Raw genomic sequence first — 24,425 nt, forward strand, 5'->3', positions numbered from 1 at the left:
ATCTAAGCCGTTACCCTATGCCAATCGTAAACCGCTACAAATACTTGAGTAGTTTTTGCAGCTTATTCATATCGGCGGAATCACCCACTAAGCGCACGTCGCCGTTTATCATGCCGTCGAGAAAGGCCTGCTGTGTTGGCTTTTTGAGCACTTTCAAGGCGGTATTCTGATCACGGAAGCGTAGCTCAAGATCTAAGTCCACAGGCAGCCCTTTGCCGGTACTGATACTTTTCGGTGTCATCCGGTAGTGGCGGGCAATACTTAGATCTTCCGTGGCAATCCCCCAGTCCAGGCCGCGCATGCGTTCTAACTGTTCACGAAAGCGCGGCTTGCGGCGCAGGGCACGTTTGAGCAGTACGCCCAGTAGCCACAGCGTCAGCTTGAGCTTCATTAAGAAACGGCGTCCTTAAGTCCTTTGCCTGGCTTAAAGGCAACGTTTTTGCTGGCCGGAATCTGCAGCGGGGCACCGGTTTGCGGATTTTTGCCGGTACGTGCTGCGCGCTCACGTACCGTGAAGGTACCAAAACCAATCAAAGCGACATCTTCGCCCTTAGCAACGCTGTTGGTGATCTCATCCAGAATAACGTTCAGCACTTGGCCAGCTTTATCTTTGGATAGGTCGGCACTTTCAGCGATGGCTGCAGCGAGTGCAGGTTTGCGCATAAGGAATCTCCCCTTTTTAAAAGAAATCAAACATCAAACAAATGCATGTTGTTGGGTGCGTAGCCGATTAGGTTAGCTTCTCTAGCCTAGTCGTGAACGCGACGAAAATCAGCCTAGCAGTGCAGGTGCTGCTCTGGAAAGCTCCACTTTCCTTCTCACGCAGCCGCCTGTCAACGCAAAACCAATCAAACGACCGTCTTTATTTTCAGCCAAGGCACTGATATCACCGCCTTCGCCTTCAATTCGCCAGTGCTCAGGCGTGTTCGTTGGCGGGTAGGCCACCACTGGTAGCAGCGGCGTTTTAACCACTACCGGCCAAGCACCGAAGCTAACCGGCGTGGGCGCGCCTGAAAGGGTTGCCGCCAGCGCCTTAACGCTGGCTTGTAGTGGCTGCACGTACATGGCATTAACACCGTCTACGCAGGCTGCATCGCCCAGGGCGTGGATATTGGGGTGCGATGTACGCAACTGGCGGTCAACGACTATACCGCCAGGTGATACGTTTAAATCAGCCGATTCGGCAAGTGCTGTGCGAGGTACAAGGCCGGTTGCCATCAACACGAGATCAGCGCTGACAGCGTCGCCGTTATCCAGACGTAATACGATATCTTCGCCGCTTTCGGCCGCTATCGAATCAATCGAACGTGCAAGGTGAAGATGGATACCTGCTTCGCTAAAGGCATCGCCTAGGGCGTTCCCTAAGGGCGGTGGCAGCAAGCGAGGAAGTAGGGTTCCTTCTGGGGCAATGAGGCTGACACGATGGCCGCCAGCGTGGAGGTCGTTGGCAAATTCACAGCCGACCAGCCCCGCGCCAACAATCGCCACCCGTGCAGGGCCCTGGCCTAGCGCCGTGTGAAAGCGGCGGTAGTCATCCAGGTCGTTAATGGTAAAGCAGCGTGGGGCTACGCTGGGTTCAATGCTGAAGGGCACCCGTGGTGCAGCGCCAGTGGCCAGTACCAGTGTGTCGTAGCCGAGCACCATGCCGCCTTCGAGCAGAATTGTTTGGTTATCCACATCCAGTGCGGTTACCTGGGTGTGGATAACCATTTGGGCATTTAGCTCTTCGCCCAGGTCAGTAGCGCTGCGCTGGGCTAATTGTTCGGGCACCAGGCCCTTGGCGAAGCCGGTGGAGAGCAACGGCTTGCTGTAATCATCGCCGCTGTCGGCGCTCACCAGCGTGATTGAGCGTTGGTCGCCCAATCGGCGCAACGCCCGGGCAAGGCCAACCCCTGCCATTCCAGTGCCAATAATCACCAGCGCAGCGTGCGAAGAGGTTTTCTGTGTTTGGGTGGCGGGCATGCAGACACCAAAAAAGTTGCTAAATAAGATTGCGAAAAAAGAAGCGCTAAACCGAGTCGTTAAAAAAGTTGCTGAAACAAAAGCCTTTCAGTGCCCATGTTACACTAGCCAACCCGTTAATTGCCCTGGAGAACTCGGTGACGGCTGCTGCTTTTCGGCAAACTCCTCTATTTTCCCGCTGGCGCCCGATTGATGCGGCGCGCCCGGCGATGAGTGCTTCCTGGTGGCAGTGGGTTGCCTCCACCGACTCGTTAACCGCCCGCTTAATGGTCGCAGGTGGCGAGAAGCCGTTTCGAGTACGACTGCTGCGCCAGGGGGTTGGTTGGCCGCGCCAGGATGAGGCTCAGGCGCTGGGCATTGGTGCCAAGCGTTACGCCTGGCTGCGGGAAGTGGCGCTGTGCTTAGATGGAACGCCATGGGTGGTGGCGCGCTCGGTCGCCCCGCTCTCACAGGTAAAGGGCCAACGGCTAGAGTGCTTGGGCGAGCGCTCGCTAGGTAGTTGGCTATTTCGCCAGCCGGGTTTAGTGCGTGGGCCATTGGAAGTAACGACGCATTCCCCCCAGTTTGCTAGCGTCAACGGCATACAGGAAGGCTGTGCCTGGGGAAGGCGCTCTGTTTTTTATCACGGCTGTAAGCACGGCAGTCTGTCATTATTAGTGCAAGAGTATTTTTTGACGGCGATGGCGGATGATCTTGGCCTGCCTTCGCGCTAGGCTAGCGCCTGCATCTTATTCTTCGTGAGGTAAGCATGGATCGTTCACTGTTGCGGCCGAAGGGATGGGCTCGCGTGGCAGATTTTTTACAGCTGATGCGCTTGAATCGGCCGATAGGCACATGGCTTTTGATGTGGCCGACGCTGTGGGCATTATGGGTGGCTGCGGAAGGTGTACCAGGGCGAAATGTGCTGCTGATTTTTGTGGCCGGCGTTTATGTGATGCGCGCTGCGGGCTGCGTGGTCAATGACTATGCGGATCGCCACTTCGATGGGCATGTGAAACGCACAAAACAACGTCCGCTAGCGACGGGCCGTATCAGCGAAACCGAAGCTCAACTGCTGTTTATCGCCCTGGTGGCCGCTGCGTTTATTCTGGTATTACTGACCAACTGGTTTACGGTGCTGCTCTCGCTGGGCGGGGTGCTGCTGGCGATTATTTATCCGTTTATGAAGCGCTATACCCACTTTCCTCAGGTGGTGCTGGGCGCGGCTTTTTCCTGGGCAATTCCGATGGCTTTTGGCGCCGTGCTCGGCCACGTGCCGCTGGAAGCATGGCTGCTATTCTGCGCTAATGTGTGCTGGACAGTGGCCTACGATACCCAGTACGCCATGGTCGATCGCGACGACGATTTAAAAATTGGCATTAAATCGACGGCCGTGCTGTTTGGAAATGCGGATCGTTTGATTATCGGCTTACTCCAGCTAGCCACCCTGGGGTTGCTGGCTTGGGTAGGCTGGCGGGTTGGTTTAGGTGGTTTCTTCTGGTTAGGGCTAGCGGCAATGGCAGCGACTTTTCTGCATCAGCAGCGCTTAATTCGCGACCAGGAGCGGGATGCCTGCTTCCAGGCGTTTCTCAATAATCACTGGTCGGGACTGCTGATTTTTGCCGGTATCGCGCTAAGTTGGTGGCCTGCGGCTGGCTGATCGAGGCGATTGTCATGTAATTGTCATCAAGTCATGGTGTTATCGTCACTGACATGTCATTGATCTGTTTATCTTTGAACTGTTTTTCTTTGAACTAGTTTCTTTGAACACCGTGAGGCTCTGGTATGACCGCCAAGACCGTTCTGATTGTCGATGATGAGGCGTCGATTCGCGAGATGATCGCGGTAGCGCTGGAAATGGCTGACTATCGCGTGCTCGAAGCGGATAACGCCCAGGATGCCCATGCCATGGTGGTCGACCACCAACCCGATTTACTGCTGCTGGACTGGATGATGCCCGGCACTAGCGGTATTGAGCTGGCGAGACGCCTAAAACGTGAAGAAACCACCGCTGAAATCCCGATTATTATGCTCACCGCGAAAGGCGAAGAGGATAATAAAATTCAAGGGCTTGAAGCCGGTGCCGATGATTATATCACCAAGCCTTTTTCACCCCGGGAATTGGTGGCACGGCTAAAAGCGGTGCTGCGCCGTGCGACGCCACGTGGCGTTGAAGACCCGATTGAGATTAACGGCCTGCTGCTTGATCCGGTGAGCCACCGGGTAAGTGCCCACGGCAAAGCGCTGGAAATGGGCCCCACCGAGTACCGTTTGCTGCAGTTTTTTATGACTCACCAAGAGCGCGCTTACACACGTAGCCAGCTGCTTGACCAAGTGTGGGGCGGCAATGTTTACGTTGAAGAGCGCACGGTCGATGTGCATATCCGCCGCTTGCGTAAAGCGCTGGGTGACGTGCATCAAAACCTGATCCAAACGGTTCGGGGTACCGGTTACCGTTTCTCTGCACGGGTGTAAATGTGCGTTTATGGAGTCGTGAGCTGTGGCGAATAGCGTGGCTGGCCACGCTGGGCACTTGCTTGGGCTGGCTGTTGGGCTCGGCTGGGCTGGGGCTCGCAGCAGGGCTTGCGGGATGCCTGTTTTACCACTTACGACAGTTACGCGAACTCTATTTGTGGCTCACCCTCCACCCTAACGATGAACCGCCTGCCGCTCGCGGGATGTGGGGCGAGCTATTCGATCGTTTATACCGCTATCAAAAAAGTCAGCGCATCACCCAAAGCCGTCTGCGGGCTACTTTGGCACGTATTCAAGAGTCGTCTGAAGCAATGCGTGATAGCGTGGTCATGCTTGATCGCCACGGTGATTTGGAGTGGTGGAACAGCGCCGCCACCGCCATGCTGGGGCTACAAACCGCCCATGATCGTGGTCAACACATTACCAACCTGCTGCGCGACCCGGGCTTTATCAGCTATTTTAATTCGCGTAACTACAGTGAGCCGTTAACGCTCACCTCACCGATTGATGAACGGCGAATCCTGCAGTATCAAATTACCCTCTATGGTGACGACGAACGCTTAGTGATGGCTCGCGATATCACCCGCTTGCATCGTCTTGAGCAGATGCGGCGCGACTTTGTCGCCAACGTTTCCCATGAGTTACGTACGCCGCTGACCGTTCTCTCCGGCTATTTGGAAACCTACAGTGATATCTCCGACCAGCTTCCGCCGCGCTTGGGACGTAGTATTCAGCAAATGCAGGAACAGACCCAGCGGATGCAGAATCTGGTCAACGATTTATTGCTGCTCTCGCGTTTGGAAATTGACCAGGGCGGCCAAGATCATCATCCACTGCCACTCGAGCCTTTACTGCAAAGCGTTTGTGATGATGCGCTGGCCCTATCGCATCAACGTCATACCATTACCGTCGCCCTTGAGAGCGATGCCCGACTGTTAGGCAGTGAACAGGAGATTCGCAGCGCCGTCTCTAACCTTGCCTTTAATGCGGTTCGCTACACGCCTGCTGGCAGCCAAATCACCCTGCGCTGGAAAGCTAGCGCTACTGGTGGCGGCTATATCGATGTGGAAGATAACGGTGAAGGGATTGATCCCGTTCATATTCCCCGACTAACAGAACGCTTTTACCGTGTTGATAAGGGGCGCAGCACTGCGACTGGCGGCACAGGTTTAGGCTTGGCGATCGTTAAGCACGTGCTATTGCGCCACGATGCGCAACTACAAATTGAGTCCCTTCCCGGCAAGGGTGCGTTGTTTCGCTGCGCCTTCCCCCCCTCGCGTCTTGTTTAATTTAGCAAGTCATTCCATCGCATAATATTTGTAACAATGTGCAATATTGGCATGCAAGGTTGGTAAAGCTTTACCCATGTGCCATTTTTACACAGCTCAAAGCGTTGTGTCGTGACTCAGTTGATGCCTTTTTGGCATAACTTATTTTTAAGTAAGAGTTTGATTTTGTTGTTTTTATTTATATTCTTCAGTTTTTTGGCATGCCTTCTGCAGAGTACAGATTGAAGGAAGATGACCGCAGGAATTGCTGGCTTCTCAGTAAGCCTTTCTTTCTTCATTAAGCGGTACTAAACAGCGATCGGAGGTAGGATATGACGTCCAAGGATTTTCTCAAGAAAGCTGGCATTTTAGGTGTATCTTTTGGTCTGATGGCAAGCCCATTAGCTTTTGCACAAACTGATGAAAATTCGGCGATTGACGAAAACCAAGGTATTACCGCTGACGAGCAACCGATGGATTCCCAAGGTACCGGTAGTTCAACTGGCAGTGATACAACAGACATGACTGACGATTTAACCCATGACGAAGGTGATGGTGCCAGCGACATGGATCCGCAATCAAGCAGTCACTCAGACGATGCTGAGTATGACAAGGATGAGCTTGTAGAAGAAAATGGCGGTAGCTAATTATCTATGACCTTTTAGATATCATTAAAAGCTTTTCAGAGAATGAATAAGCGATTAACAGGATGTTACAAAAGCAAGAATGCTTTTAAGATTCACGGATGAATCAGTAGGCAATCAGAACACTAGTCAGGGTTAATTCCAAGGTTGGAGCCCCGCACAAGGAGTGGAAGCTAGCGTTAGTTATTACCTATAGCCAATTCTGATATCGGGCCCCGCAATGCGGGGCCTAATTTTTGCTGCCTACTTTTTATCTCGCTTATTCCCCCGCTACTTTCTCCCCTATCTTTTCCGCCGATCTTTCTTTGCGCCTCTCTATCCAATGCCATGTTTTGTTTTTTATGAATTGATGCCGTAGCGCTTTGTTGGCATCGAGCCTTTTATTTTGCTGAGTGTGTCATAAAGGCACAGACAGTTTTGCGCATGTGTCATTAGTGCACATGTAATTAGCGTGCTTTTGTTTTTAGCGGCGTATAATTGTGCGCAATGTATTTATTTTAAATTATTGATTTATATAAGTATTTTATTTTTATAAGAGAGTTGGCATTACATATGCTCTCTAGAGGTAGTGAAGCTAGCCGCAGTGAGATCTGGCCAGAGAGCCCTTCTCACTTCACTTCAGCGGTATCAAACGGTCACCAGGAGTAAATAGTATGTTTAACGATTTTGTTAAAAAAGCAGCCGTCGTAGGTCTCTCTTTTGGTTTGCTGGCAAGCCCGCTTGCCTTTGCCCATATGTCCATCGAAGCAAATCAAGATTTGACCGTTGACGATGAGCCTATTCAAGCTCAATCACATCATACCTCGGGTCAGGCTAAATTTAGCCCCTCTGATTTGATGTATGACGAAGGCGACCGCCCTCGAGTCATCAAGGCAGAGTCGCATCACACTAGCGCTCAAGCGGAGTACACAGCAAAAGATTTGACCCAAGACGTAGGTGATGGAAACGTTTGGTAACAAAAATTTGCAATTCTGAAGAAATATATTACGATTAACACGTGAGCTAAACACGCGAAAGCGTGTCACACCGATACGGATGCATATCGATTCAAGGAATGAATCAAACGACAATCAGAGCGTTGGTCAGGGTTAAATTCCAAGGTTGGAGCAGCCCCGCAAAAGGAAAGGAAGCTAGCGCTAGTCATTGTCAAAGTCTTGTGTCCTTAGACCCTGCTGATGCGGGGTCTGATTTTTTGTGGCATCCAACACCTCTCCCACACTATTCTTGTTTTAGTTTAAGGTACGGCTTTCTAGCGGAGCCTAATTTCATTGCGTCGCTATTTATACACTGCCCATCATCAGCCTGCCGGTGGGTTATGTCTCAGGCATCCGGTCTCACAATCATTTTGACCGTAAAGGGTGAGCTAACTTTTTTGACGCCTAATATGCAACGCAAAGCGTAATAGCCGTTCTAATCATCGATGAACGGAATCCATGGATAATGAGGAGAACATCTTGCTGTTAAAAGAAATGAGCCAAAAAGTCGCCATAGTAGGTATTGCTTTTGGTTTGGTCGCGAGCCCCATGGCGATGGCGCACTCATCTATTGAACTGAACCAAGACCGCACCGCTGGTCAGGATGTCATTAACAAACCTGAGTCGCATGCAGCTTCCAAACCATCTCATGTCTCTGCGGGCGACTTGAACCGTGACGAAGCTGATAGCTTGGACTTTTCGCCTTCCAGTAGCCGTCCTTCTACGGCTGAAAAAGGGCCTACTTCTCGCCAAGAGGGTTACACTCCTGGAGAACTCAACCGGGATGAAGGTGATAGCACCGACTGGTAAATAATAGGATAAGTGTAACTGCTAATGTAAGCGTTACTCGCTAAAAACCCCGCTTTGGTGGGGTTTTTGCTATGTGTTAAAAGCCAACGACATCAGTGGTGATGCCCATCAGCAGCTTCGCTACCGTCTTGGGCGCTCTGTATCCAGACCTCGATGTCTACGTCACCTTGTTCAGCGAAGGTGAGCGTGAGGGGAAACCGCTCACCCTCCTTCAGCGGCTCGGTTAAGCCAATCAGCATTAAGTGAAAGCCGCCACCAGGGCGCATGGTATAAGTCTCCCCTGCCTCGACACGAATCTCGTCCACATGCCGCATCTGCATCATATCGCCGTCCATTTGCATATCGTGCAGCTCAACGTTGCTGCTCGCAGAACTGCTCGCGCCAACCAGAGTGACGGGGCCTGAAACGGCGGTGATATCAAGGTAGGCGGCACCGTTTACCGCACCCGGTGGGGTTGGGGTAGCGAAGGGGTGCGCAATGCGAAGAGTCTCTGTTTTTACGTCGTGGGCTAACGCCATAGATGTCATCGAAATAGACATAGCGCCAATCAAGAGTACGCCACCCAGCCAAGCCATCGGTTTTATCATGCGGTGATTCCTTTGTTGTTGATTGAGCCCAGGATCGACGAACAAAATATAAAGGTAGCAAAGTGACGTAGCCTGGGTAATAGGCGCCTACTGCGGTGTAATGCCACGTGCATCGCCACGTTTGTCGCTACGTACGTCTCTATAGTGGTCGTCCCACAGCAGTACGGCACCCGCAACGGCGCCGGGAATCAAAAACAGGTTGGCCAGCGGAATCCAGGTAATTAAGGTCACTAACCCCCCAAAGGTGAGGCTTTGCCACCAGCGCTTAGAGAGCCGTTGGCGCATATCGGCAAACGTTACTTTGTTGTTATCCATTGGGTAGTCTAGATAAGTGATTGCCATCACCCAGGCAGAAAACAGTGCCCAGAGTAGCGGAGCAACTATATTGACGCCTGGAATCCAGCTAAGCACAAATAGGCCTGCGGCACGAGGCAGAATATAGGCGAGCTTAACAAACTCGCGTCCCACAGCATCGATGGCTGTTTTGGTCAGGTTTCGGTCATCAATGGGTTCGCGGCCAGTGGCTTGGATTTCAACTTTGGCGGCTAAAAAGCCGTAAAAAGGGGCTGCAATCAAGCTGGTAACCAGCGTGAAGGTAAAAAACACCACCACCAACAGGCTAATCACAAACAGGGGCCAGATAAGCCAGGATAACCAGTCAAGCCAAGCGGGTACCATGCCCATCCAATGGGCGAGCCAGCCATCAAAACGGTTGAGCACAAAGCTGAACATGCTCACGTAGACAATCAGGTTGACCAGAATAGGCAGAAAAACATAGCGGCGCATACCCGGTTGATACACACAGCGTGTACCTCGGCTAAGCGCAGTGACAGCATCCAGCATTTAGGTGAGCTCCTCGTGATTCCAACGTCCAGGCTGCGTGGCAGCCTGGACGTATTGCAGGAGGAAAGCCCCATCAGGTCAAGACTTTTTTGGCACCTGTGGTTCCAGTTCATCGGTGTCGCTATGGCGAATATCCAAACCTTTGACGAGATAGACCACGTACTCAGCAAGGTTATCGGCGTGGTCGCCTACCCGCTCCAGCGCGCGCAGTACCCACATGATGCTGAGTACTGACGTAATAGAGCGTGAGTCTTCCATCATAAAGGTCATTAATGAGCGCATAGCGCTGCTGTACTCGTCATCCACCAGTTCGTCTTCGCGTACGACCTGCATAGCCAGGTCGGTATCAAAGCGGGCAAAGGCGGTGAGCGCATCGCGCAGCATTTTACGTACGTGCTCGCTAATGTGACGCACCTCCACCAGGCCACGAATGGTGCTAGAACTTTCGCTCAGGAGCAGGGCGTTGCGGGCGATTTTACTGGCTTCATCACCAATGCGCTCTAAGTCTGAGGTGGCGCGGATGACGGCCAGCACCAGACGCAAATCGGAAGCAGCAGGCTGGCGGCGCGCCAGTACGCGGGTGCATTCGTCGTCGATTTGCAGCTGCAGGTCGTTGACTTGGCGGTCATTGTCACGCACCTGCTCGGCTAACCGGGTGTCTCCTTCCAGTAGGGCAAAGACAGCGTCCTGCACTTGTTTTTCCACCAGACCGCCCATGGCCATCAGGTGGGTTTTCAGCTCTTCCAGCTCCTGGTTGAACTGGCGAGAGATATGCTGGCTGTGAGAGTCGCTAGTAATATCCATGGAGCACTCCTGACGGTTCAGTTGCTAAGGCCTAGGTGATACGGCCGGTGATGTAGTTTTCAGTGCGTTGCAAACGGGGGTTGGTGAAGACCTGATCGGTAGGGCCGTATTCAACCAGCTCCCCTTGATGCAAAAAGGCGGTGTAATCCGATACGCGCGCCGCTTGTTGCATATTGTGGGTGACCAGGATCAGCGTCAGCTCCGACTTGAGGTTACGGATCAACTCCTCAATTTTGAGGGTTGAAATTGGGTCTAGAGCTGATGCTGGCTCATCAAGCAGTAGCACGTCGGGTTGTACTGCTAAGGTACGGGCGATCACCAGACGCTGCTGCTGGCCACCGGAAAGCTGCCAAGCGGAACGGTGTAGGCGGTCTTTCACTTCATCCCACAGAGCGGCGGAAGTTAGCGCCCACTCAATAATGTCGTCCCTTTTGCGCTTGGGCATGCGCTGTTGCAGTCGTAGCCCAAAGGCCACGTTTTCATAGATCGACATAGGGAAGGGGTTGGGCGTTTGAAACACCATCCCGACACGCCGCCGCAGCTCAGTCACATTCATTTGCGGGTCATGAATATCCTGCCCTTCCAGCGTGATTTGGCCGCTGTGGGTGACTGACTCATTAAGATCGTGCAAACGGTTAATTGCCCGTAACAACGTCGACTTACCGCAACCTGACGGGCCGATAAAGGCCGTTACACGATGCCGGGGAACACTGAGGGTTAACTCGCGCAACGCCTCTTTCCCCGCGTAGGCGAGGCTAAAGTGATCGATACTCAGGCAGCTGTGCTCGGACGAAAAGTGCGCCACTGGTGCCTGAGAGGTATTGGCTGAATGTAATGACGCTAGCATTCGTTTCCCCGTTGACGCCTAAGATAATGACGCAGAAATATGGCAGTTAGGTTAAGCACCAGCACAATTAACACTAAAAGTAGCGCTGTGGCGTAAACCAGCGGTATGGCAGCCTGCACATCTTCGCCGTGAAAGGCGGTATCAAATAAATGATAGCCAAGGTGCATGAACTTGCGCTCTAAATGTAGGTAAGGAAACTCACCATCGATGGGCATTTGAGGCGCCAGCTTAGCGACGCCAACCAGCATTAGCGGCGCTACTTCGCCGGCCGCGCGAGCTACCGCTAAAATGACGCCTGTCAGCATGGCGGGGGCCGCCATGGGCAGTACAATGCGGGTGAGCATCTCTAAGCGCGTGGCGCCGAGCGCCACGGCGCCTTCCCGCTGCGCCTCGGGAATCCGCGCCAGCCCCTCTTCTGTTGCCACAATCACCACTGGTAGGGTCAGCAGTGCCAGGGTGAGCGACGCCCATAACAGGCCGCCGGTGCCAAAGGTGGGCGAAGGTAGGGTATCGCTGAAAAACCACTCATCCAGCGAGCCGCCGATGCCGTACACAAACACCCCCAAACCAAATACGCCATACACAATCGACGGAACGCCCGCCAGATTGCGCACACCAATACGTACCAGCCGGGTCAGCCGCCCCTGGTGAGCGATTTCATTGAGATAAATAGCGGCCAGCACCCCAAACGGGGTCACCATCACCGACATTAAAATCACCATCAGCACCGTGCCAAATATCGCGGGCCAGACGCCACCGTCGGTATTGGCGGCCCGTGGGCCCTCACTCAGAAACCGCCAAACCGCATCCCCCCAGGCGAGCGTTTTCTGCCACACGCTCATGGCATTGGGAGCCTGAGCGCTCGCCACGCTGGCCAGCGGTTGGCGCAGGGTTTGGCCGTCCACGGTGGTAAGCAGCAGTTGGCTATCCTGGCGTTGGCTGGCGGGAAGTACCAATAAAGCGTTTAATCGCTGCCAGGCAGCGTCTCCCTCCCAGCGTTGATCATGCTGCTCAATGGCCACCAAACGGCCAATAAAGTCACCCCAGGGGCTGCGATCAAGACGAATCAAATCGTCTGGCTGGGCGCGCTCGGCAATGTCATCAATCGCCACCCAGCGCCAGCGAACGCCCTCTATATCCTGGTTGCCGGTAAAGTAGAGGCGTTCATCCCCAGCTCGCTGGGGTAGCGCGACTTCGCGCACAGCTTGACCAGCAAAGGTTTCACCCGAGTCAAGGGTGACCTCTTCCAGCGTAGCGGGCCAAAAGTGCCCTAGCCCGCGTACCAGCAGTAGCGCGAGTAAGGCGCCCAGCATCAGCAGGGAGAGCGCTACGCTGGCTGCGCAAAGCCAGGGCCATACATCATTTACCCGGCTAAAACGACGGCGGCGAGAGGCGGTGTGGGTCGCAGAGTTCATCATGTGCCCCCCATCTGGCGGAAGCGGCGGCGTAAGCGTTGGCGGACGACCTCGGCAAGGGTGTTGACCAGAAACGTGAAGATAAACAGCACCAGTGCGGCCAAGATCAGCAGATGGTAGGTCTGGCCACCGGGTGACGCTTCAGGCAGCTCAATGGCGATAGCCGCGGCCATGGAGCGCATGCCTTCGAAGGGGCTGGCGCTAAACAGAGCCGTATTACCGCTGGCCATAAGCACTATCATGGTTTCGCCCACCGCCCGGCCCGCACCGATCATTATCGCCGAGAAGATACCTGGGCCCGCTGCCACCAGCGCCACTTTCCATAGCGCCTGCCAGCGGCTGGCCCCCATCGCCTGGGCGCCCTCGATTAAGCTGGCAGGCACATCGGCGAGCGCGTCTTCTGCCAGTGAATAGATGCTGGGAATAACGGCAAAGCCCATGGCAATGCCGACAATCAGTGCGTTACGGGTGGCGTAATCCATGCCATAGCGCTGGTCGAGTAACTGGCGTAAATCACCGCCTAACCACTGCTGCTCCATCCAGGGCGCGAGCCATAGTGCTATCGCCACCATTACAGAGAGCCAGGGAACTAGCCAGAGACCCGCCCAAGAGAGCGGTAAACGGCGGCGTAGGCGTGTTTTGGCCCACTGCCAGAGTAAGCCGGCAAGCGCTGCGCTAAGCGGCAGCCAAATGATCAGCACCAAAGCGCTGGCGAGATGGCGTTCTACCCAAGGTGCCAAAATAAGCCCGGCAATAAAGCCCACCACCACACCGGGGATCGCCTCCATCATTTCGAGCGCGGGCTTGATCCGCGAGCGCAGGCGCGCTGACATAAACAGCGCGGAGTAGATGGCGGCCCCCAAGGCCACGGGAATGGCGAACAGCAGTGCGGCTAGGGCGGCTTTGAGCGTGCCCCACGCCAGGGGAGAGAGCTTAGCCAGCGCTAAGGTATCGCCAATCGCCAGCAGCGGCAGGGTTTCCCATACCAAAAAGACACCGATAGCCAGGATTGCCAACAGCACACCTATGCCGCCAGCGGTGATTAAACCGGTGGCCATGCGGTCTTGCAGCAGCCTAAGCGGCTGTCGAGTAGAGGTTAACCGAGGTAGGGTCATGTGGATATCATGGCAAAACCGAGGTGATCATAGCGCTGACCAATAGGTAGTGAAAAACCAGGATGTGGTGAAAAACAGTACATAGACAGGATCCCTACCCTAAGACAATTATGTGTCAGTTAGATGACAGTGGTTTACCACCTCTGTTGTGCACTAAGGACACTGGAGGTTAATGGTACAAAGCCGGATGCGCGCGCAATCTGCTGGCCCTCATCGGACATAATCAACTTGAGCAGTGCCTGCTCGGCGGGGGGTAAGTTCTCCCCCGGCGGTAGGTTCACATAGAGGTAAAGATAGCGCGACAGCGGGTAGTCACCGCTCTGTATAGCCGCTTCATCGGGCGGTATCGCAATGCCATCATCGTTATACAGGCTCAATGCATGCACGGCTGGGGTGAGGTGGTTAAACCCCGCATAGCCCATCGCATTGGCAGATTCGCCAACGGCCGCGACCACCGCCGATGAGCCGGGGTGCTCACTAATGTCGTTACGAAAAAGACCGCCACATAACGCCCGCTGTTGAAATAGCCCATGGGTACCCGAGGCAAGGTTACGCCCATGCAGCGCAATGCTACCAAATGACCAGTCACGGGTTGCCGATAGCTGCTCCCAGCGCCTGATCGGCGTTTCACCACCGCAGGCCAGCGAGGTTGAGAAGATCGCATCAACCTGCTGGCGGGTCAGAGCGCGCAAGGGGTTATGGCGGTGTACGACTACAATCAGTGCGTCACGGGCGACTTTTAATTCCAGCGGTGGATAGCCATAGCGCTCAATAAAGTTATCACGCTCTTCGCTGGTCATCGGACGAGACATCGGACCAAGCCGGGTGGTGCCAGCCATCAGCGCCGTGGGCGCACTGGCTGAACCACTTGCTTGAAACTGCAGCTTTACGTCAGGATAGCGGGTGGTGAGGGTTTCACCCCAGCGCAGCATTAGCCCCGCCATAGTGTCGGAGCCCACCGCGCCCAAGGTGCCGCTAATAACTGTTGGCTGCTGCCCCCAGGTCAGGGGCGTTATCAGCATCAGTATAAACGCCACTCCGCTCAATACGGTGCGACGGACGGCGGAAGTTAACCTCCGATTAATGCAAAGAGTCGTCAAACGAGTATTCAAACGAGCGTCCTCTTATGGTTAACTAAATTCATTCCTTTGTGTTGCGATGCAGCAACACGCATAAACAACGTGCCACTCTGCAACGTTTACAACAATAAACTGACTAAGCGACTAACTCATGACTCTTCTGGAAACCGATTTGGATGACGTACCGGCCCCTCAAGGGCAGCTTACTTTAAAACTACTGGCTTCCCGCCAAGATACCAATTTTTATGGTGATATACCCGGTGGATGGCTGGTCAATCAAATGGACCAGGCGGCTGAGCTGGCGGCCGGTCGTGAAGCGGGTGGTCGCACGGCGACCGTGGCGATTGAAGCCATGGACTTTTTAAGCCCGGTGCGCGTTGGCTCAATGGTCAGCGTTTACACCCAAGTGCAAGAAATTGGTCATAGCTCGATCAAGATTGATGTGGAGGTCTGGGTGCGTCCTCCCCATGGGCAACGCATAGAGGAGCGCCAAAAAGTTACCGAGGCGCGCTTTGTGATGGTTGCGCTGGACGATAATGGGCGCATCCGAGCAGTACATAGCGACTAGCTCACTTCAACTTGAAATAGCAAAAGGGCGCTTAGGGCGCCCTTTTGTCGTGCTTATCGTTTATTTGTCTAGCGGCTCATTAACCGTCGACGTTATCGCGGTTCTTGAGGTAGGCGTATTCACCCACATCGCTGAACGGGCGCAGCAGCTTCTGGAAAGCTGAATAAGACTCGTAAACACGGCGAGACTCTTCGTCGCTGTCGACCTGGCGCTGGATGGCTTCCAGTGAAGAGGTGTGAAGCGCTGCCATTACGTCGTCAGGGAAAGTACGTAGCTGAACGCCATGCTCATCGACCAGAGTTTCCAGTGCTTGCGCGTTGCGGAAGGCAAATTCGCTGATCATGGCCAGGTTAGACGCCCGCGCCGCTTCGCGGATCACGTCCTGCAGGTCTTCTGGCAGGGAGTTCCAGGCATCCAGGTTGATCGTCCCTTCCAGTACCGCAGAGGGCTCGTTCCACGCCGAGGTGTAGTAGTAGTCAGCCACCTGATGCAGGCCGAATGCCATATCGTTATACGGCCCCACCCAGTCAGCGGCATCCAGCGCGCCGGTTTGCAGCGAGGTGAAAATTTCTGAGCCTGGCATAGTAACCGTACTGACGCCGATGCCGTTCATCGCCTCACCCGCCAGGCCCGGCAGGCGAAGTTTCAGCCCCTGCATGTCGTCGAGTGAGTTGATCTCTTTCTTGAACCAGCCCGCCATCTGCGTGCCGGTATTGCCCACGGCAAACGGCTTCAGATTGTGATTGGCGTAGATCTCATCCCAAAGCTCCTGACCGCCGCCGTGGTACAACCAGGCGTTCATTTCGGTAGTCGTCATACCGAAGGGTACAGCGGTAAAGAACTGTGAGGCAGCGACTTTGCCACGCCAGTAGTAAGAGGCAGAGTGGCCCATTTCAGCGGTACCAGCTGCTACCGCATCGAAGACTTCCAGGGCAGGTACCAGTTCACCCGCGCCGTGGACGCGGATCTGCATGCGGCCGTTGGAAAGCTGTTCTACCCGGCGGGCGAAATCATTCGCACCAGTACCCAGGGCAGGGAAGTTTTTTGGCCACGAGGTGACCATGTCCCAGGTGAAGGTTTCTTGAGCGCGAGCACTTGAGGTGGTTACGAAGGGGGCGGCAACGGCCCCGGCGACGCCAAGGCTGGCAGTTTTGAGGAAGTGACGGCGTTGCATGGTGAGCAAAACTCCGGAGATTATAGGATTTTTTTGTCAGCGCGCACAAAGGCGCAATGTCCGTTCGCCAGTATGCGCTAAGCGGGTTTTAATCGGCAAGCCATTGCACTCAACGCCACGCGCGTAGCGGCTTAAAGCGGCGTTAGCTTAGCAAAACCAAGCACTAGCCATTTGACCCCTTCGCCTTCAAAGCTGACCTGTACCCGGGCGCGGGCACCTTCGCCTTCCGCGTTAAGAATAATCCCTTCGCCGAACACCGGGTGCTCAACGCCTTGGCCGACATGTAAGGCGGGTATATCACCGCTGCTCTCGACACTTTGCTGAGCAAAGGAGGTGCGCGACGCGGTGACTGGGCGGGAAATATGCCCGCGCAGACGGACTTCTTCGAGTAGGTGCGGCGGTAGTTCGCGCAAAAAACGCGACGGGCGTGGAAACACTTCTTTGCCGTGCAGGCGGCGGGTTTCGGCGTGTGTGAGGTAGAGCTTCTGCATCGCGCGTGTGACGCCGACGTAACAGAGCCGGCGCTCCTCTTCGAGCCTACCCGGCTCTTCCAGGGACATCTTGTGTGGAAACAGCCCCTCCTCGACACCGGCAATAAATACTACCGGGAACTCCAGGCCTTTGGCGGAGTGCAGCGTCATCAGCTGTACGCTGTCCTCAAACTCTTCGGCTTCGTGGTCGCCTGCGTTAAGAGCGGCCTCTGAGAGAAATGCTTCCAGTGCCGCCATGCCTTCGCCCGCTTCAGGCGCTTCAAAGACATCGCCTTGGGTAAAGGCACGGGCAGCGGTAACCAACTCTTCCAGGTTCTCGACCCGCGCTTGGCCTTTCTCGCCGCGCTCACTTTTGTGATGCTCTATCAGACCCGTGTGTATCGTGACGTGATCGATAATTTCGTGCAGCGCCATGCCAGAGGCATCGTTATCGAGCTGCTCGATCAGGTTGGCGAAGGTTTGCACGGCATTGGCCGCGCGGCCTTTCAAGGTGCCGTCGTTAATCGCATCGTGGAGCGCTTGCCAGAGAGGGATACTTTGTTCCCGAGCGCGCAGGCGGACAATCTCGACCGTGCGCGTGCCGATGCCGCGAGTGGGTACGTTAATCACCCGCTCCAGCGAGGCATCGTCGTCGCGGTTGAGCATCAGGCGAAGGTAGGCCAGGGCATTCTTGATTTCCAGGCGCTCGTAGAAGCGGTGGCCGCCGTAAATACGGTAGGGCATGCCTTGGCGAATCAGCGTCTCTTCCAGCAGCCGCGACTGAGCGTTTGAGCGGTAGAGAATCGCGATATCGCGGCGGTTAAAGCCTTCGTCGACCTTCTCCTTGATGGTATCGACGATATAGCGGGCTTCTTCCAGGTCGTTAAACCCAGCGTAAATTGAGATCGGCTCGCCTTCGATGCCGTCAGTCCACAGGTTTTTACCCATCCGCTCGCTGTTGTGGCTGATCAGCGTATTGGCGGCTTCCAGGATGGCGCTGGTGGAGCGATAGTTCTGTTCAAGCCGTACGGTGTGGGTTTGCGGAAACTCTTGCTCAAAGCGGCTGATATTCTCCACCTTGGCACCGCGCCAGCCGTAGATCGACTGGTCGTCATCACCCACCGCCGTCATCGGCGTCTTCATGCCGGTGAGCAGTTTTAGCCAAGCGTATTGCAGGGTATTGGTATCTTGGAACTCATCTACCAGTACATGACCAAAGCGCTCCTGGTAGTGGTTTAACAGCGCCGGGTTGTCGCGTAGTAGCTCCAGGCTTCGCAGCAGCAGTTCACCGAAATCGACCAGGCCGCCGCGCTCGCAGGTGAGCTGGTAGCGCTCGTAGAGCTCAACCATCTGGCCCATGTAGGCATCGCCATCCACATTGACCTGGTGCGGGCGCAGCCCCTCCTCTTTGCAGCCGGAGATAAAGTGCTGCACTTGGCGGGGTGGGAAGCGTTCGTCGTCGATGGAGTAATCTTTCAGCAACCGTTTGACCAGGCGTAGCTGATCGTCAGAATCGATAATCTGGAAGTGTTGCGGCAGCTTGGCGTCCTGCCAGTGGGTGCGCAGCAGGCGGTGGGCGATGGAGTGAAAGGTGCCCACCCATACATGGCGCATCGAGATGCTCAGCAGTGCCTCAAGGCGGGTGCGCATCTCTTTGGCGGCTTTATTGGTAAAGGTCACTGCCAGCAGGGCATAAGGGGACAGCCCTTCGGCCTGCATCAGCCAGGCGATGCGATGCACCAGCACGCGGGTTTTACCGGAGCCTGCGCCTGCGAGCACCAACAGATTACCTTGGGGGGCGCTCACTGCTTCGCGCTGGGCGGAGTTGAGCTGATCGAGAATCGCCGTGACGTCGTCCATAGTAGCCGCTGCCGGATCAAAAAATAGGCGGCTAGTCTAGCACAGCCAGCGAACTGGCTGTGTATACAGGTTAACGATTAGGATTCTTCAGGAAAGCGCAGCGTATTTAGGCTCTTTTTAACCGCTTTGAGCTGTTCGGCGAGTTTCGGCCCGCGGGTTTTGGCCACACCCACGGCGAGTACATCGATCAGCACCAGATGGGCAATGCGCGAGCTAAGCGGGGTGTAAATCTCGGTGTCTTCATGAACATCGATATACAGCGGCAGGCTGACCTCTTCGGCGAGTGGCGAGCCGCTGGGGCACAGGCCAATGACTGTTGCACCCGCCTCGCGAGCCAGGCGTACGCTGGCGACTAGCGCTTTGGTACGGCCGGTTTGTGAAATTGCCACCACCACATCGCCATCGTTCAAGGTCACTGCCGACATATTCTGCATATGTGGGTCGGCGTAGGCAGAAGTGGAGATCTGCAGGCGGAAAAACTTGTGCTGGGCATCAAAGGCCACGGCACCGGAAGCCCCAAAGCCATAGAACTCGACCCGGTTGGCCATCGCCAGGGCGTTAACTGCACGGCCCAGGGCGTCGTTATCAAGCCGGTCGCGCACTGAGAGCAGCGTGCCCACGGTCGAGTCAAAAATACTGTGGGAAAACTCAGCGACCGAGTCGCTGTCGTTCATGGAGAATTGCGCGAACTGACTGCCGCTGGCCAGCATTTGCGCCAGCTGTAGCTTGAAATCCTGAAAGCCATTGCACCCCAGCGCACGACAAAAGCGCACCACGGTAGGTTCGCTAACGGTGGCTTCGGTGGCCAGATCCACAATGCGCATGTGAATGACCTCTTCGGGGTTGCGCAGTACAAACCGCGCCACTTTTTGCTCGGAGCGTCGAAAGTGCTCCATGCGGCGTCTCATTTCATCGAACAGGGCGCGACTCACGTTCAGCTCCTTGGGTGCTCAACCAACAGGTATTCAACAGTATGCCTTAATGAGTCCATAGGGCCACGAACTATTAGGCAGCGTTCCAACTGCGTTTAAAGGCCGTTAGCCTCTTTTTTTAGGAATGGTCATCATTTTGTCAAGTAGGTTATAGTAATAATTGAAGTGCCGCACTGCATCATAACAGTCGTCACGGATGCAGGTGGACGAAGGCATATTCATCTGGAGGAACGTCGATTATGAGAAACGTCGAACGAATCACCTCGGTTAAAAGCGAATTGCTCGACATCTTTATGAGTATGGAAGTCGATGAGCATGCCCAGCGCCAGCGCAGCGCTGCCCAACGCAGCTTAAGAGCGCGGCGGGGTATTGAGCTTCATCGTGAGTTTCAAAAGTTATCGCGGGATATCGCCCCCTTGCCCGATGAAGATCGGCAAGAGAGCGAATTGCACTAAGTTTTAGGATGCCAAGAGGTTAGGGGCGCAACTATTATCTGCGCAGAACCTCGCTGCCCTGCCGGCTAGCAGGGCCTTGGCGGCTCAGCTTAGATTAGCCCTGTTACGAACACGGCAACAACGCCAGCGGGCGCTACATAGCGCGCGATAATGTTCCATACGCTCTTGCCGGTCGCTGAAAGACCCAGTTCGTCTTCCACGCTGCTGCGCTCCAGGCACCAAGCGGTGAATAGAATCGCACCCAGCCCCGTCAGCGGCAGCATTATTTTGCTGGTCAGCGTATCCAGCAGGTCAAACACGCCCAGTCCAAACAGCAGCGGTTCGCTCCACACGTTAAATGACAGCAGCGCTGCAATACCCAGCAACCAAGCACCCACACCGGCCACAACGGTAGCCATGACGCGGCCTAGCGGCGTGCGCTCTTCAATGAATTCCACCACGGGCTCAAGCAGTGAAATGGCCGATGTTAATGCCGCAAACGTCAGCAGCAGAAAGAACATCAAACCTAAAAGTAAACCACCATCAATATTGCCAAAGGCCAGTGGTAGGGTGACGAAAATCAGCCCTGGGCCCGAAGCGACATCCAGATTATTAGCAAACACGATCGGGAAGATAGCTAAACCCGCGCCTAAAGCGATGACGGTATCCATGATGATGACCGTGCGGGCGGTTTGCAGCAGATCGATCTCTTTGTCCAAATAAGAGCCGTAAGCCATCATGATGCCCATACCCAGTGAGAGGGTGAAGAAGGCGTGGCCCAAGGCGGCTAGCACGGTTTCTGCTGTGAGCTTGCTCCAGTCCGGGTTGAACATATACGTCAACGCCTCGCCAAAGTGGCCGGTTGTCATGCCATAACCGATCAGCACGACCAGCAGTAGTGCGAGGACTGGCATCAGAATGCGTACAGCGCCTTCAAGGCCTTTGGTAACGCCGCGGGCGACAATCCCAATGACCAGCAGCATAAACACGGAGTGGCCCAGCAGCAGCAACCCAGGGTTACTCAACATGCCATTAAATAGCGCGCCAATGCCATCGGCATCTTGACCGCTAAAAGCACCGCTCACCGAGTTGACGGTGTAGTAGAGCGACCAGCCGCCAATCACGCTGTAAAACGACAAAATCAAGAAGGCCCCGACAATGCCGCTAATGCCCACGATGGCCCAGGCTTTGGGCTTTTTCGCCGTGCGCGCTAGCTCTGACATGGTGCTGGCGGGGTTCTTCTGGCCGCGCCGCCCCAATAGCCACTCAGAGACAAGAATGGGCAAGCCGATCAGCGCGATACAGAGCAAATACACAAATACGAAAGCAGCGCCGCCGCTTTCACCCACCATATACGGAAATTTCCAGATATTCCCTAGACCCACCGCTGAACCAGCGGCGGCCAGCACAAAGGTCATTCGCGATGACCACTGCGCATGCGCAAGCTTCGCCATACATCACCCATTAAGTCGATTGTTGTGTAAGTCACTGCGTGTTGAACACGCTAGTTTTCGGAAAATTGCGTCATTGCCAGCGTGCTTTTCCGAAAGTAAGCGCAATTTATCTGATCGACCGCAAGCATGCCAGTTAGCTGGCCTAAAAAGGTGGGTTAAAACAGTTGGCTTTGCTTTTCACCCGCAAAGGGGCCAAGAGCGGGTAATGGCGTCACTTCTCCTAGTGCGTTATAGAGTAAACGGGCCATGTGGGGAGACTCGCGGTTGTCCGCAGTATGCACAAATAAGAAAGGGGTTTTCCCCTGACTTATCCACAGCTTTAGGCGGGCTTTCCAGGCGGTGAAGTAGTCACTATTAATCGTTTTGTCAATATGGCCAATAAAGCGAATGACAGGAAAATTTGCCGTGGAAAGCACGTGTAGCGGGAGTTTCGGCTTTTCTTGCTGGGCGTGGGCCAAGCCCAAATGGTCATTTGCCGGGGTTGAGAAGAGCGGGCGCACGTCGAGCATCACGCGGTTGGCCGAATAAGTTATCAACAGGCGGTTAAGGGCAATTTCGGCGGCCCCTTTGTGGAAAAACTCAGGATGCCGAACCTCGACCGCGCAAGGCAAATGGGTAGGCCAAGCGGCAAGTAGCGCTTCAAGCTGGGGAAGCTCTTGGGGGCCGAAATCTCGTGGTAGTTGCACCATGGTGGGGCCAAGGCGGTCGTGCAGAGGTTCTAGCGCCGCTAAAAATGCCCAGGCCTCCTCTAACCGCGTTAGCCGTTGATCGTGGGTTACGCTGGCCGGTAATTTAAAACAAAAGCGAAAGTGGGATGGTGCCTGGCGCGCCCAGGCAGCAATGGTGTCCGGCTTTGGGGTACCGCTATAAAAGGTAGTGTTGCCCTCAACGCTGGAAAACACCGCCGCGTAATCGCTTAGCAGCTCAGTTTTGGCGTGGCGTGGATAAAGGTTGCCCAGCCAGTCTTGATTGGCCCACATAGGCAAGCCTAGATAAAGAGGAAGCTTCATGGGTGCCAGCCTACATCGACAAGATCAAGCGCTAATGTAACAGGTTAAGAGCCTTGCCCGTTAAGCGTGAATGGCGGCTCTAAAACGTCTATAGATGCGGCGCCAGTATGCCGTGGGTGAGCAGAGGCTGGCGCACTGGCGGGTTAGCAGCTAATGGTGGTGCGGATAAGACGCGCTTTTGATTGCAGCAGCGGCAAGTACTCTTTGAGCAGGGTGTCTAAATCGATACGTGCCGCGTTGGTACTAATGTTAATAGCCCCTAACAGTTTGCCATTCGCATCAAACGCCGGTACCGCCAGCGAGCGTAAGCCTGAATCCAGCTCTTGATCGGCAATGGCGTAGCCTTGCTGGCGGGCCTTGTGAATACACTTTTTTAGTTCGCTTTTAGAGGTAAAGGTTTTATCCGTATGGCGCTGTAGGGTTATTCGCTCTAAGTAGGCATCCAACTCAGCCTCTGACAGCTGGGCTAGCAGAACGCGCCCCATTGAGGTGTATGCGGCCGGTAAACGGGTTCCTATGGACAGAGTAATGGCCATCAAGCGGTGACGCGCCGCTGAGCGCGCAACATAAATGACATCATCGCCATCAAGTACACCCAATGAGGATGACTCACCGCATTCGTTGGTTATCTCCTCCAAATACTGCTGAATAGCGCTGCGATAATTATTGGCGGACAAAAACGAGTAACCCAGTTGCAGTACTCGCGGCGCTAGCTCAAAGTAGCGCTGCTGTTTGCGCACATAGCCGAGTGCATGCAGGGTGAGCAGAAAGCGTCGGGCCTTGGCCCGGTTCATGCCTGTGCGTGCGGCCACTTCGCTAAGCGTCATCCTTGGGTGGCCCTCATCAAATGCTAAAATCACTTCCAGGCCACTCGCCAGCGCTGTCACGAAGTCGCGGTCATCGGGGGTTAACATTTCATCCTGAAGCTGTTCTTCCATCGGTGTCCACTCATCGGAATAGGCGTAAATTTTAAAGATCAATATAGCATATTGTTCGAATGGCGAACATGTATGCGCGACTTTGGCTGGCGAATATATTCGCCGTGTACGGCGCTATAAACGGTTGAGCGCTTGAACCAATGTGCGTAGATCTTTAATCGTGATGACATCGGCTGGGAAAGGAGATTGAGCGGGATTCGCTGTAACACCGACAAAAAGCGTTCCGTTTGAGCGTGCGGCGCGATAGTCATTATACGAATCGCCAATCATAACGGTGGCTTTCACTGCTAGTTGGTGTCGGGTGAGTAAGTTGCGTAAGCCCGTGGCTTTGTCCGGGGGCGCTCCCACCACCTCTTTAAAGTAAGGCGCCAACTGGCGCTGCTCCACAATGGCCTTGAGTTCCTGTTCGGGGGTGGCAGAGAGCAAATATAGCCACTGGTGGTGGTGCCAATCGCTTAAAAATTCTAGCGCTCCGGGAATGGGCGGTGCGGTCAGTAAGTGCTCTTCGACACTGGCTTTAAATTGCTCACAAAGCGCCTGAATACGTGCGTCACTGGCTCGCTTGCCCAGGATGTGTTCTTCAATATGGCGAAACTTGACCTCTCTAGGCTGACCACCGCGTCTGCTAAGGTAGGCCACGATGGCGCGGTACTGAGCTTCCGGCGCTTGACAGTATACGTCGGCAAACGCCTGGCGTTTTAGGGTTGCTGAATCGAGAACAACGCCATCGAAGTCAAACACCAATGCATAAGAAGGAATCGTATCGTCATCACTCACGGAACT

General features: G+C 54.7%; 26 protein-coding genes. 9 read left to right on the plus strand and 17 right to left on the minus strand.

The window, feature by feature from the left end; all coding sequences use genetic code 11:
* Nucleotides 1-34: 34 nt before the first annotated feature.
* The 3 genes from HALA3H3_RS08370 to HALA3H3_RS08380 form a co-directional block, all read right to left on the minus strand.
* The gene (locus HALA3H3_RS08370) at nt 35-391 is read right to left on the minus strand and encodes a hypothetical protein (protein ID WP_022521104.1); all 357 of its coding nucleotides are present in this window, start codon (nt 389-391) and stop codon (nt 35-37) included.
* Nucleotides 391-663 carry an HU family DNA-binding protein gene (locus HALA3H3_RS08375; protein ID WP_022521105.1) on the minus strand — a complete coding sequence of 91 codons (273 nt, stop codon included), beginning with the start codon at nt 661-663 and terminating at the stop codon, nt 391-393. Before HALA3H3_RS08375 ends, HALA3H3_RS08370 begins: the two co-directional genes overlap by 1 nt.
* A gap of 108 nt (nt 664-771) precedes the next feature.
* Nucleotides 772-1,962, minus strand: coding sequence for an NAD(P)/FAD-dependent oxidoreductase (locus HALA3H3_RS08380; protein WP_022521106.1), 1,191 nt, complete (start codon nt 1,960-1,962; stop codon nt 772-774).
* A 137-nt stretch (nt 1,963-2,099) separates the two neighbouring features.
* Here HALA3H3_RS08380 and HALA3H3_RS08385 point away from each other — a divergent pair, with 137 nt between their 5' ends.
* From HALA3H3_RS08385 to HALA3H3_RS08415, 7 genes are all read left to right on the plus strand, one after another.
* The gene (locus HALA3H3_RS08385) at nt 2,100-2,675 is read left to right on the plus strand and encodes a chorismate--pyruvate lyase family protein (RefSeq protein WP_022521107.1); all 576 of its coding nucleotides are present in this window, start codon (nt 2,100-2,102) and stop codon (nt 2,673-2,675) included.
* Between the two features lie 35 nt (nt 2,676-2,710).
* On the plus strand, nt 2,711-3,601 hold the full coding sequence (ubiA, locus tag HALA3H3_RS08390; RefSeq protein ID WP_022521108.1) for a 4-hydroxybenzoate octaprenyltransferase: 891 nt from the start codon (nt 2,711-2,713) through the stop codon (nt 3,599-3,601).
* A 125-nt stretch (nt 3,602-3,726) separates the two neighbouring features.
* Nucleotides 3,727-4,416: a phosphate regulon transcriptional regulator PhoB gene (gene phoB / locus HALA3H3_RS08395; RefSeq protein ID WP_009286297.1), complete on the plus strand. Its 690-nt coding sequence runs from the start codon at nt 3,727-3,729 to the stop codon at nt 4,414-4,416.
* A gap of 2 nt (nt 4,417-4,418) precedes the next feature.
* Nucleotides 4,419-5,705: a phosphate regulon sensor histidine kinase PhoR gene (phoR, locus tag HALA3H3_RS08400; protein WP_022521109.1), complete on the plus strand. Its 1,287-nt coding sequence runs from the start codon at nt 4,419-4,421 to the stop codon at nt 5,703-5,705.
* Nucleotides 5,706-6,016: 311 nt separating this feature from the next.
* Entirely contained in the window at nt 6,017-6,331 is a 315-nt protein-coding gene (locus HALA3H3_RS08405; protein WP_022521110.1) for a hypothetical protein, read from the plus strand.
* A 650-nt stretch (nt 6,332-6,981) separates the two neighbouring features.
* A complete protein-coding gene (locus HALA3H3_RS08410; protein ID WP_022521111.1) occupies nt 6,982-7,284 on the plus strand; it encodes a hypothetical protein in 303 nt (100 codons plus the stop codon).
* Nucleotides 7,285-7,761: 477 nt separating this feature from the next.
* Nucleotides 7,762-8,112, plus strand: a complete 351-nt coding sequence (locus HALA3H3_RS08415) for a hypothetical protein (protein ID WP_022521112.1) — start codon at nt 7,762-7,764, stop codon at nt 8,110-8,112.
* 92 nt (nt 8,113-8,204) lie between these two features.
* On the opposite strand, the gene HALA3H3_RS08420 is transcribed toward HALA3H3_RS08415, so the two are convergent.
* The 7 genes from HALA3H3_RS08420 to HALA3H3_RS08450 form a co-directional block, all read right to left on the minus strand.
* Complete coding sequence (locus HALA3H3_RS08420; RefSeq protein ID WP_022521113.1) at nt 8,205-8,699, minus strand: copper chaperone PCu(A)C; 495 nt, start codon at nt 8,697-8,699, stop codon at nt 8,205-8,207.
* Between the two features lie 87 nt (nt 8,700-8,786).
* Nucleotides 8,787-9,542, minus strand: a complete 756-nt coding sequence (gene cysZ / locus HALA3H3_RS08425) for a sulfate transporter CysZ (RefSeq protein WP_009286295.1) — start codon at nt 9,540-9,542, stop codon at nt 8,787-8,789.
* Between the two features lie 78 nt (nt 9,543-9,620).
* On the minus strand, nt 9,621-10,346 hold the full coding sequence (gene phoU / locus HALA3H3_RS08430) for a phosphate signaling complex protein PhoU (protein ID WP_009286294.1): 726 nt from the start codon (nt 10,344-10,346) through the stop codon (nt 9,621-9,623).
* A gap of 31 nt (nt 10,347-10,377) precedes the next feature.
* Nucleotides 10,378-11,193 (minus strand): phosphate ABC transporter ATP-binding protein PstB, encoded by an 816-nt coding sequence (gene pstB / locus HALA3H3_RS08435; protein ID WP_009286293.1) that lies wholly within the window; start codon nt 11,191-11,193, stop codon nt 10,378-10,380.
* Nucleotides 11,187-12,611: a phosphate ABC transporter permease PstA gene (gene pstA, locus HALA3H3_RS08440; RefSeq protein ID WP_022521114.1), complete on the minus strand. Its 1,425-nt coding sequence runs from the start codon at nt 12,609-12,611 to the stop codon at nt 11,187-11,189. The genes pstB and pstA overlap by 7 nt, the downstream gene beginning before the upstream one ends.
* The gene (locus HALA3H3_RS08445) at nt 12,608-13,723 is read right to left on the minus strand and encodes an ABC transporter permease subunit (protein ID WP_022521115.1); all 1,116 of its coding nucleotides are present in this window, start codon (nt 13,721-13,723) and stop codon (nt 12,608-12,610) included. The genes pstA and HALA3H3_RS08445 overlap by 4 nt, the downstream gene beginning before the upstream one ends.
* A 134-nt stretch (nt 13,724-13,857) precedes the next feature.
* Nucleotides 13,858-14,745 carry a PstS family phosphate ABC transporter substrate-binding protein gene (locus HALA3H3_RS08450; RefSeq protein WP_230804270.1) on the minus strand — a complete coding sequence of 296 codons (888 nt, stop codon included), beginning with the start codon at nt 14,743-14,745 and terminating at the stop codon, nt 13,858-13,860.
* Between the two features lie 208 nt (nt 14,746-14,953).
* Here HALA3H3_RS08450 and HALA3H3_RS08455 point away from each other — a divergent pair, with 208 nt between their 5' ends.
* The gene (locus HALA3H3_RS08455; protein ID WP_022521117.1) at nt 14,954-15,370 is read left to right on the plus strand and encodes an acyl-CoA thioesterase; all 417 of its coding nucleotides are present in this window, start codon (nt 14,954-14,956) and stop codon (nt 15,368-15,370) included.
* 79 nt (nt 15,371-15,449) lie between these two features.
* On the opposite strand, the gene HALA3H3_RS08460 is transcribed toward HALA3H3_RS08455, so the two are convergent.
* From HALA3H3_RS08460 to hexR, 3 genes are all read right to left on the minus strand, one after another.
* On the minus strand, nt 15,450-16,544 hold the full coding sequence (locus HALA3H3_RS08460; RefSeq protein WP_022521118.1) for a TRAP transporter substrate-binding protein: 1,095 nt from the start codon (nt 16,542-16,544) through the stop codon (nt 15,450-15,452).
* Nucleotides 16,545-16,675: 131 nt separating this feature from the next.
* Nucleotides 16,676-18,874: a DNA helicase II gene (gene uvrD, locus HALA3H3_RS08465; RefSeq protein WP_009286288.1), complete on the minus strand. Its 2,199-nt coding sequence runs from the start codon at nt 18,872-18,874 to the stop codon at nt 16,676-16,678.
* A 77-nt stretch (nt 18,875-18,951) separates the two neighbouring features.
* Nucleotides 18,952-19,806 carry a transcriptional regulator HexR gene (gene hexR, locus HALA3H3_RS08470; protein ID WP_022521119.1) on the minus strand — a complete coding sequence of 285 codons (855 nt, stop codon included), beginning with the start codon at nt 19,804-19,806 and terminating at the stop codon, nt 18,952-18,954.
* A gap of 239 nt (nt 19,807-20,045) precedes the next feature.
* Between hexR and HALA3H3_RS08475 the strand changes: the two genes are divergently transcribed.
* The gene (locus HALA3H3_RS08475; RefSeq protein WP_022521120.1) at nt 20,046-20,261 is read left to right on the plus strand and encodes a PA3496 family putative envelope integrity protein; all 216 of its coding nucleotides are present in this window, start codon (nt 20,046-20,048) and stop codon (nt 20,259-20,261) included.
* Between the two features lie 89 nt (nt 20,262-20,350).
* Here the strand turns inward: HALA3H3_RS08475 and HALA3H3_RS08480 are convergent, their stop codons facing one another.
* The 4 genes from HALA3H3_RS08480 to HALA3H3_RS08495 form a co-directional block, all read right to left on the minus strand.
* On the minus strand, nt 20,351-21,694 hold the full coding sequence (locus HALA3H3_RS08480) for a sodium-dependent transporter (protein ID WP_022521121.1): 1,344 nt from the start codon (nt 21,692-21,694) through the stop codon (nt 20,351-20,353).
* A gap of 155 nt (nt 21,695-21,849) precedes the next feature.
* Entirely contained in the window at nt 21,850-22,704 is an 855-nt protein-coding gene (locus HALA3H3_RS08485; RefSeq protein WP_022521122.1) for a DUF72 domain-containing protein, read from the minus strand.
* 143 nt (nt 22,705-22,847) lie between these two features.
* Nucleotides 22,848-23,642: an IclR family transcriptional regulator domain-containing protein gene (locus HALA3H3_RS08490; protein ID WP_022521123.1), complete on the minus strand. Its 795-nt coding sequence runs from the start codon at nt 23,640-23,642 to the stop codon at nt 22,848-22,850.
* Between the two features lie 114 nt (nt 23,643-23,756).
* Complete coding sequence (locus HALA3H3_RS08495) at nt 23,757-24,419, minus strand: HAD family hydrolase (protein ID WP_022521124.1); 663 nt, start codon at nt 24,417-24,419, stop codon at nt 23,757-23,759.
* Between the last annotated feature and the right edge of the window lie 6 nt (nt 24,420-24,425).

This window comes from Halomonas sp. A3H3, assembly GCF_000982975.1.
GTDB lineage: Bacteria > Pseudomonadota > Gammaproteobacteria > Pseudomonadales > Halomonadaceae > Vreelandella > Vreelandella titanicae.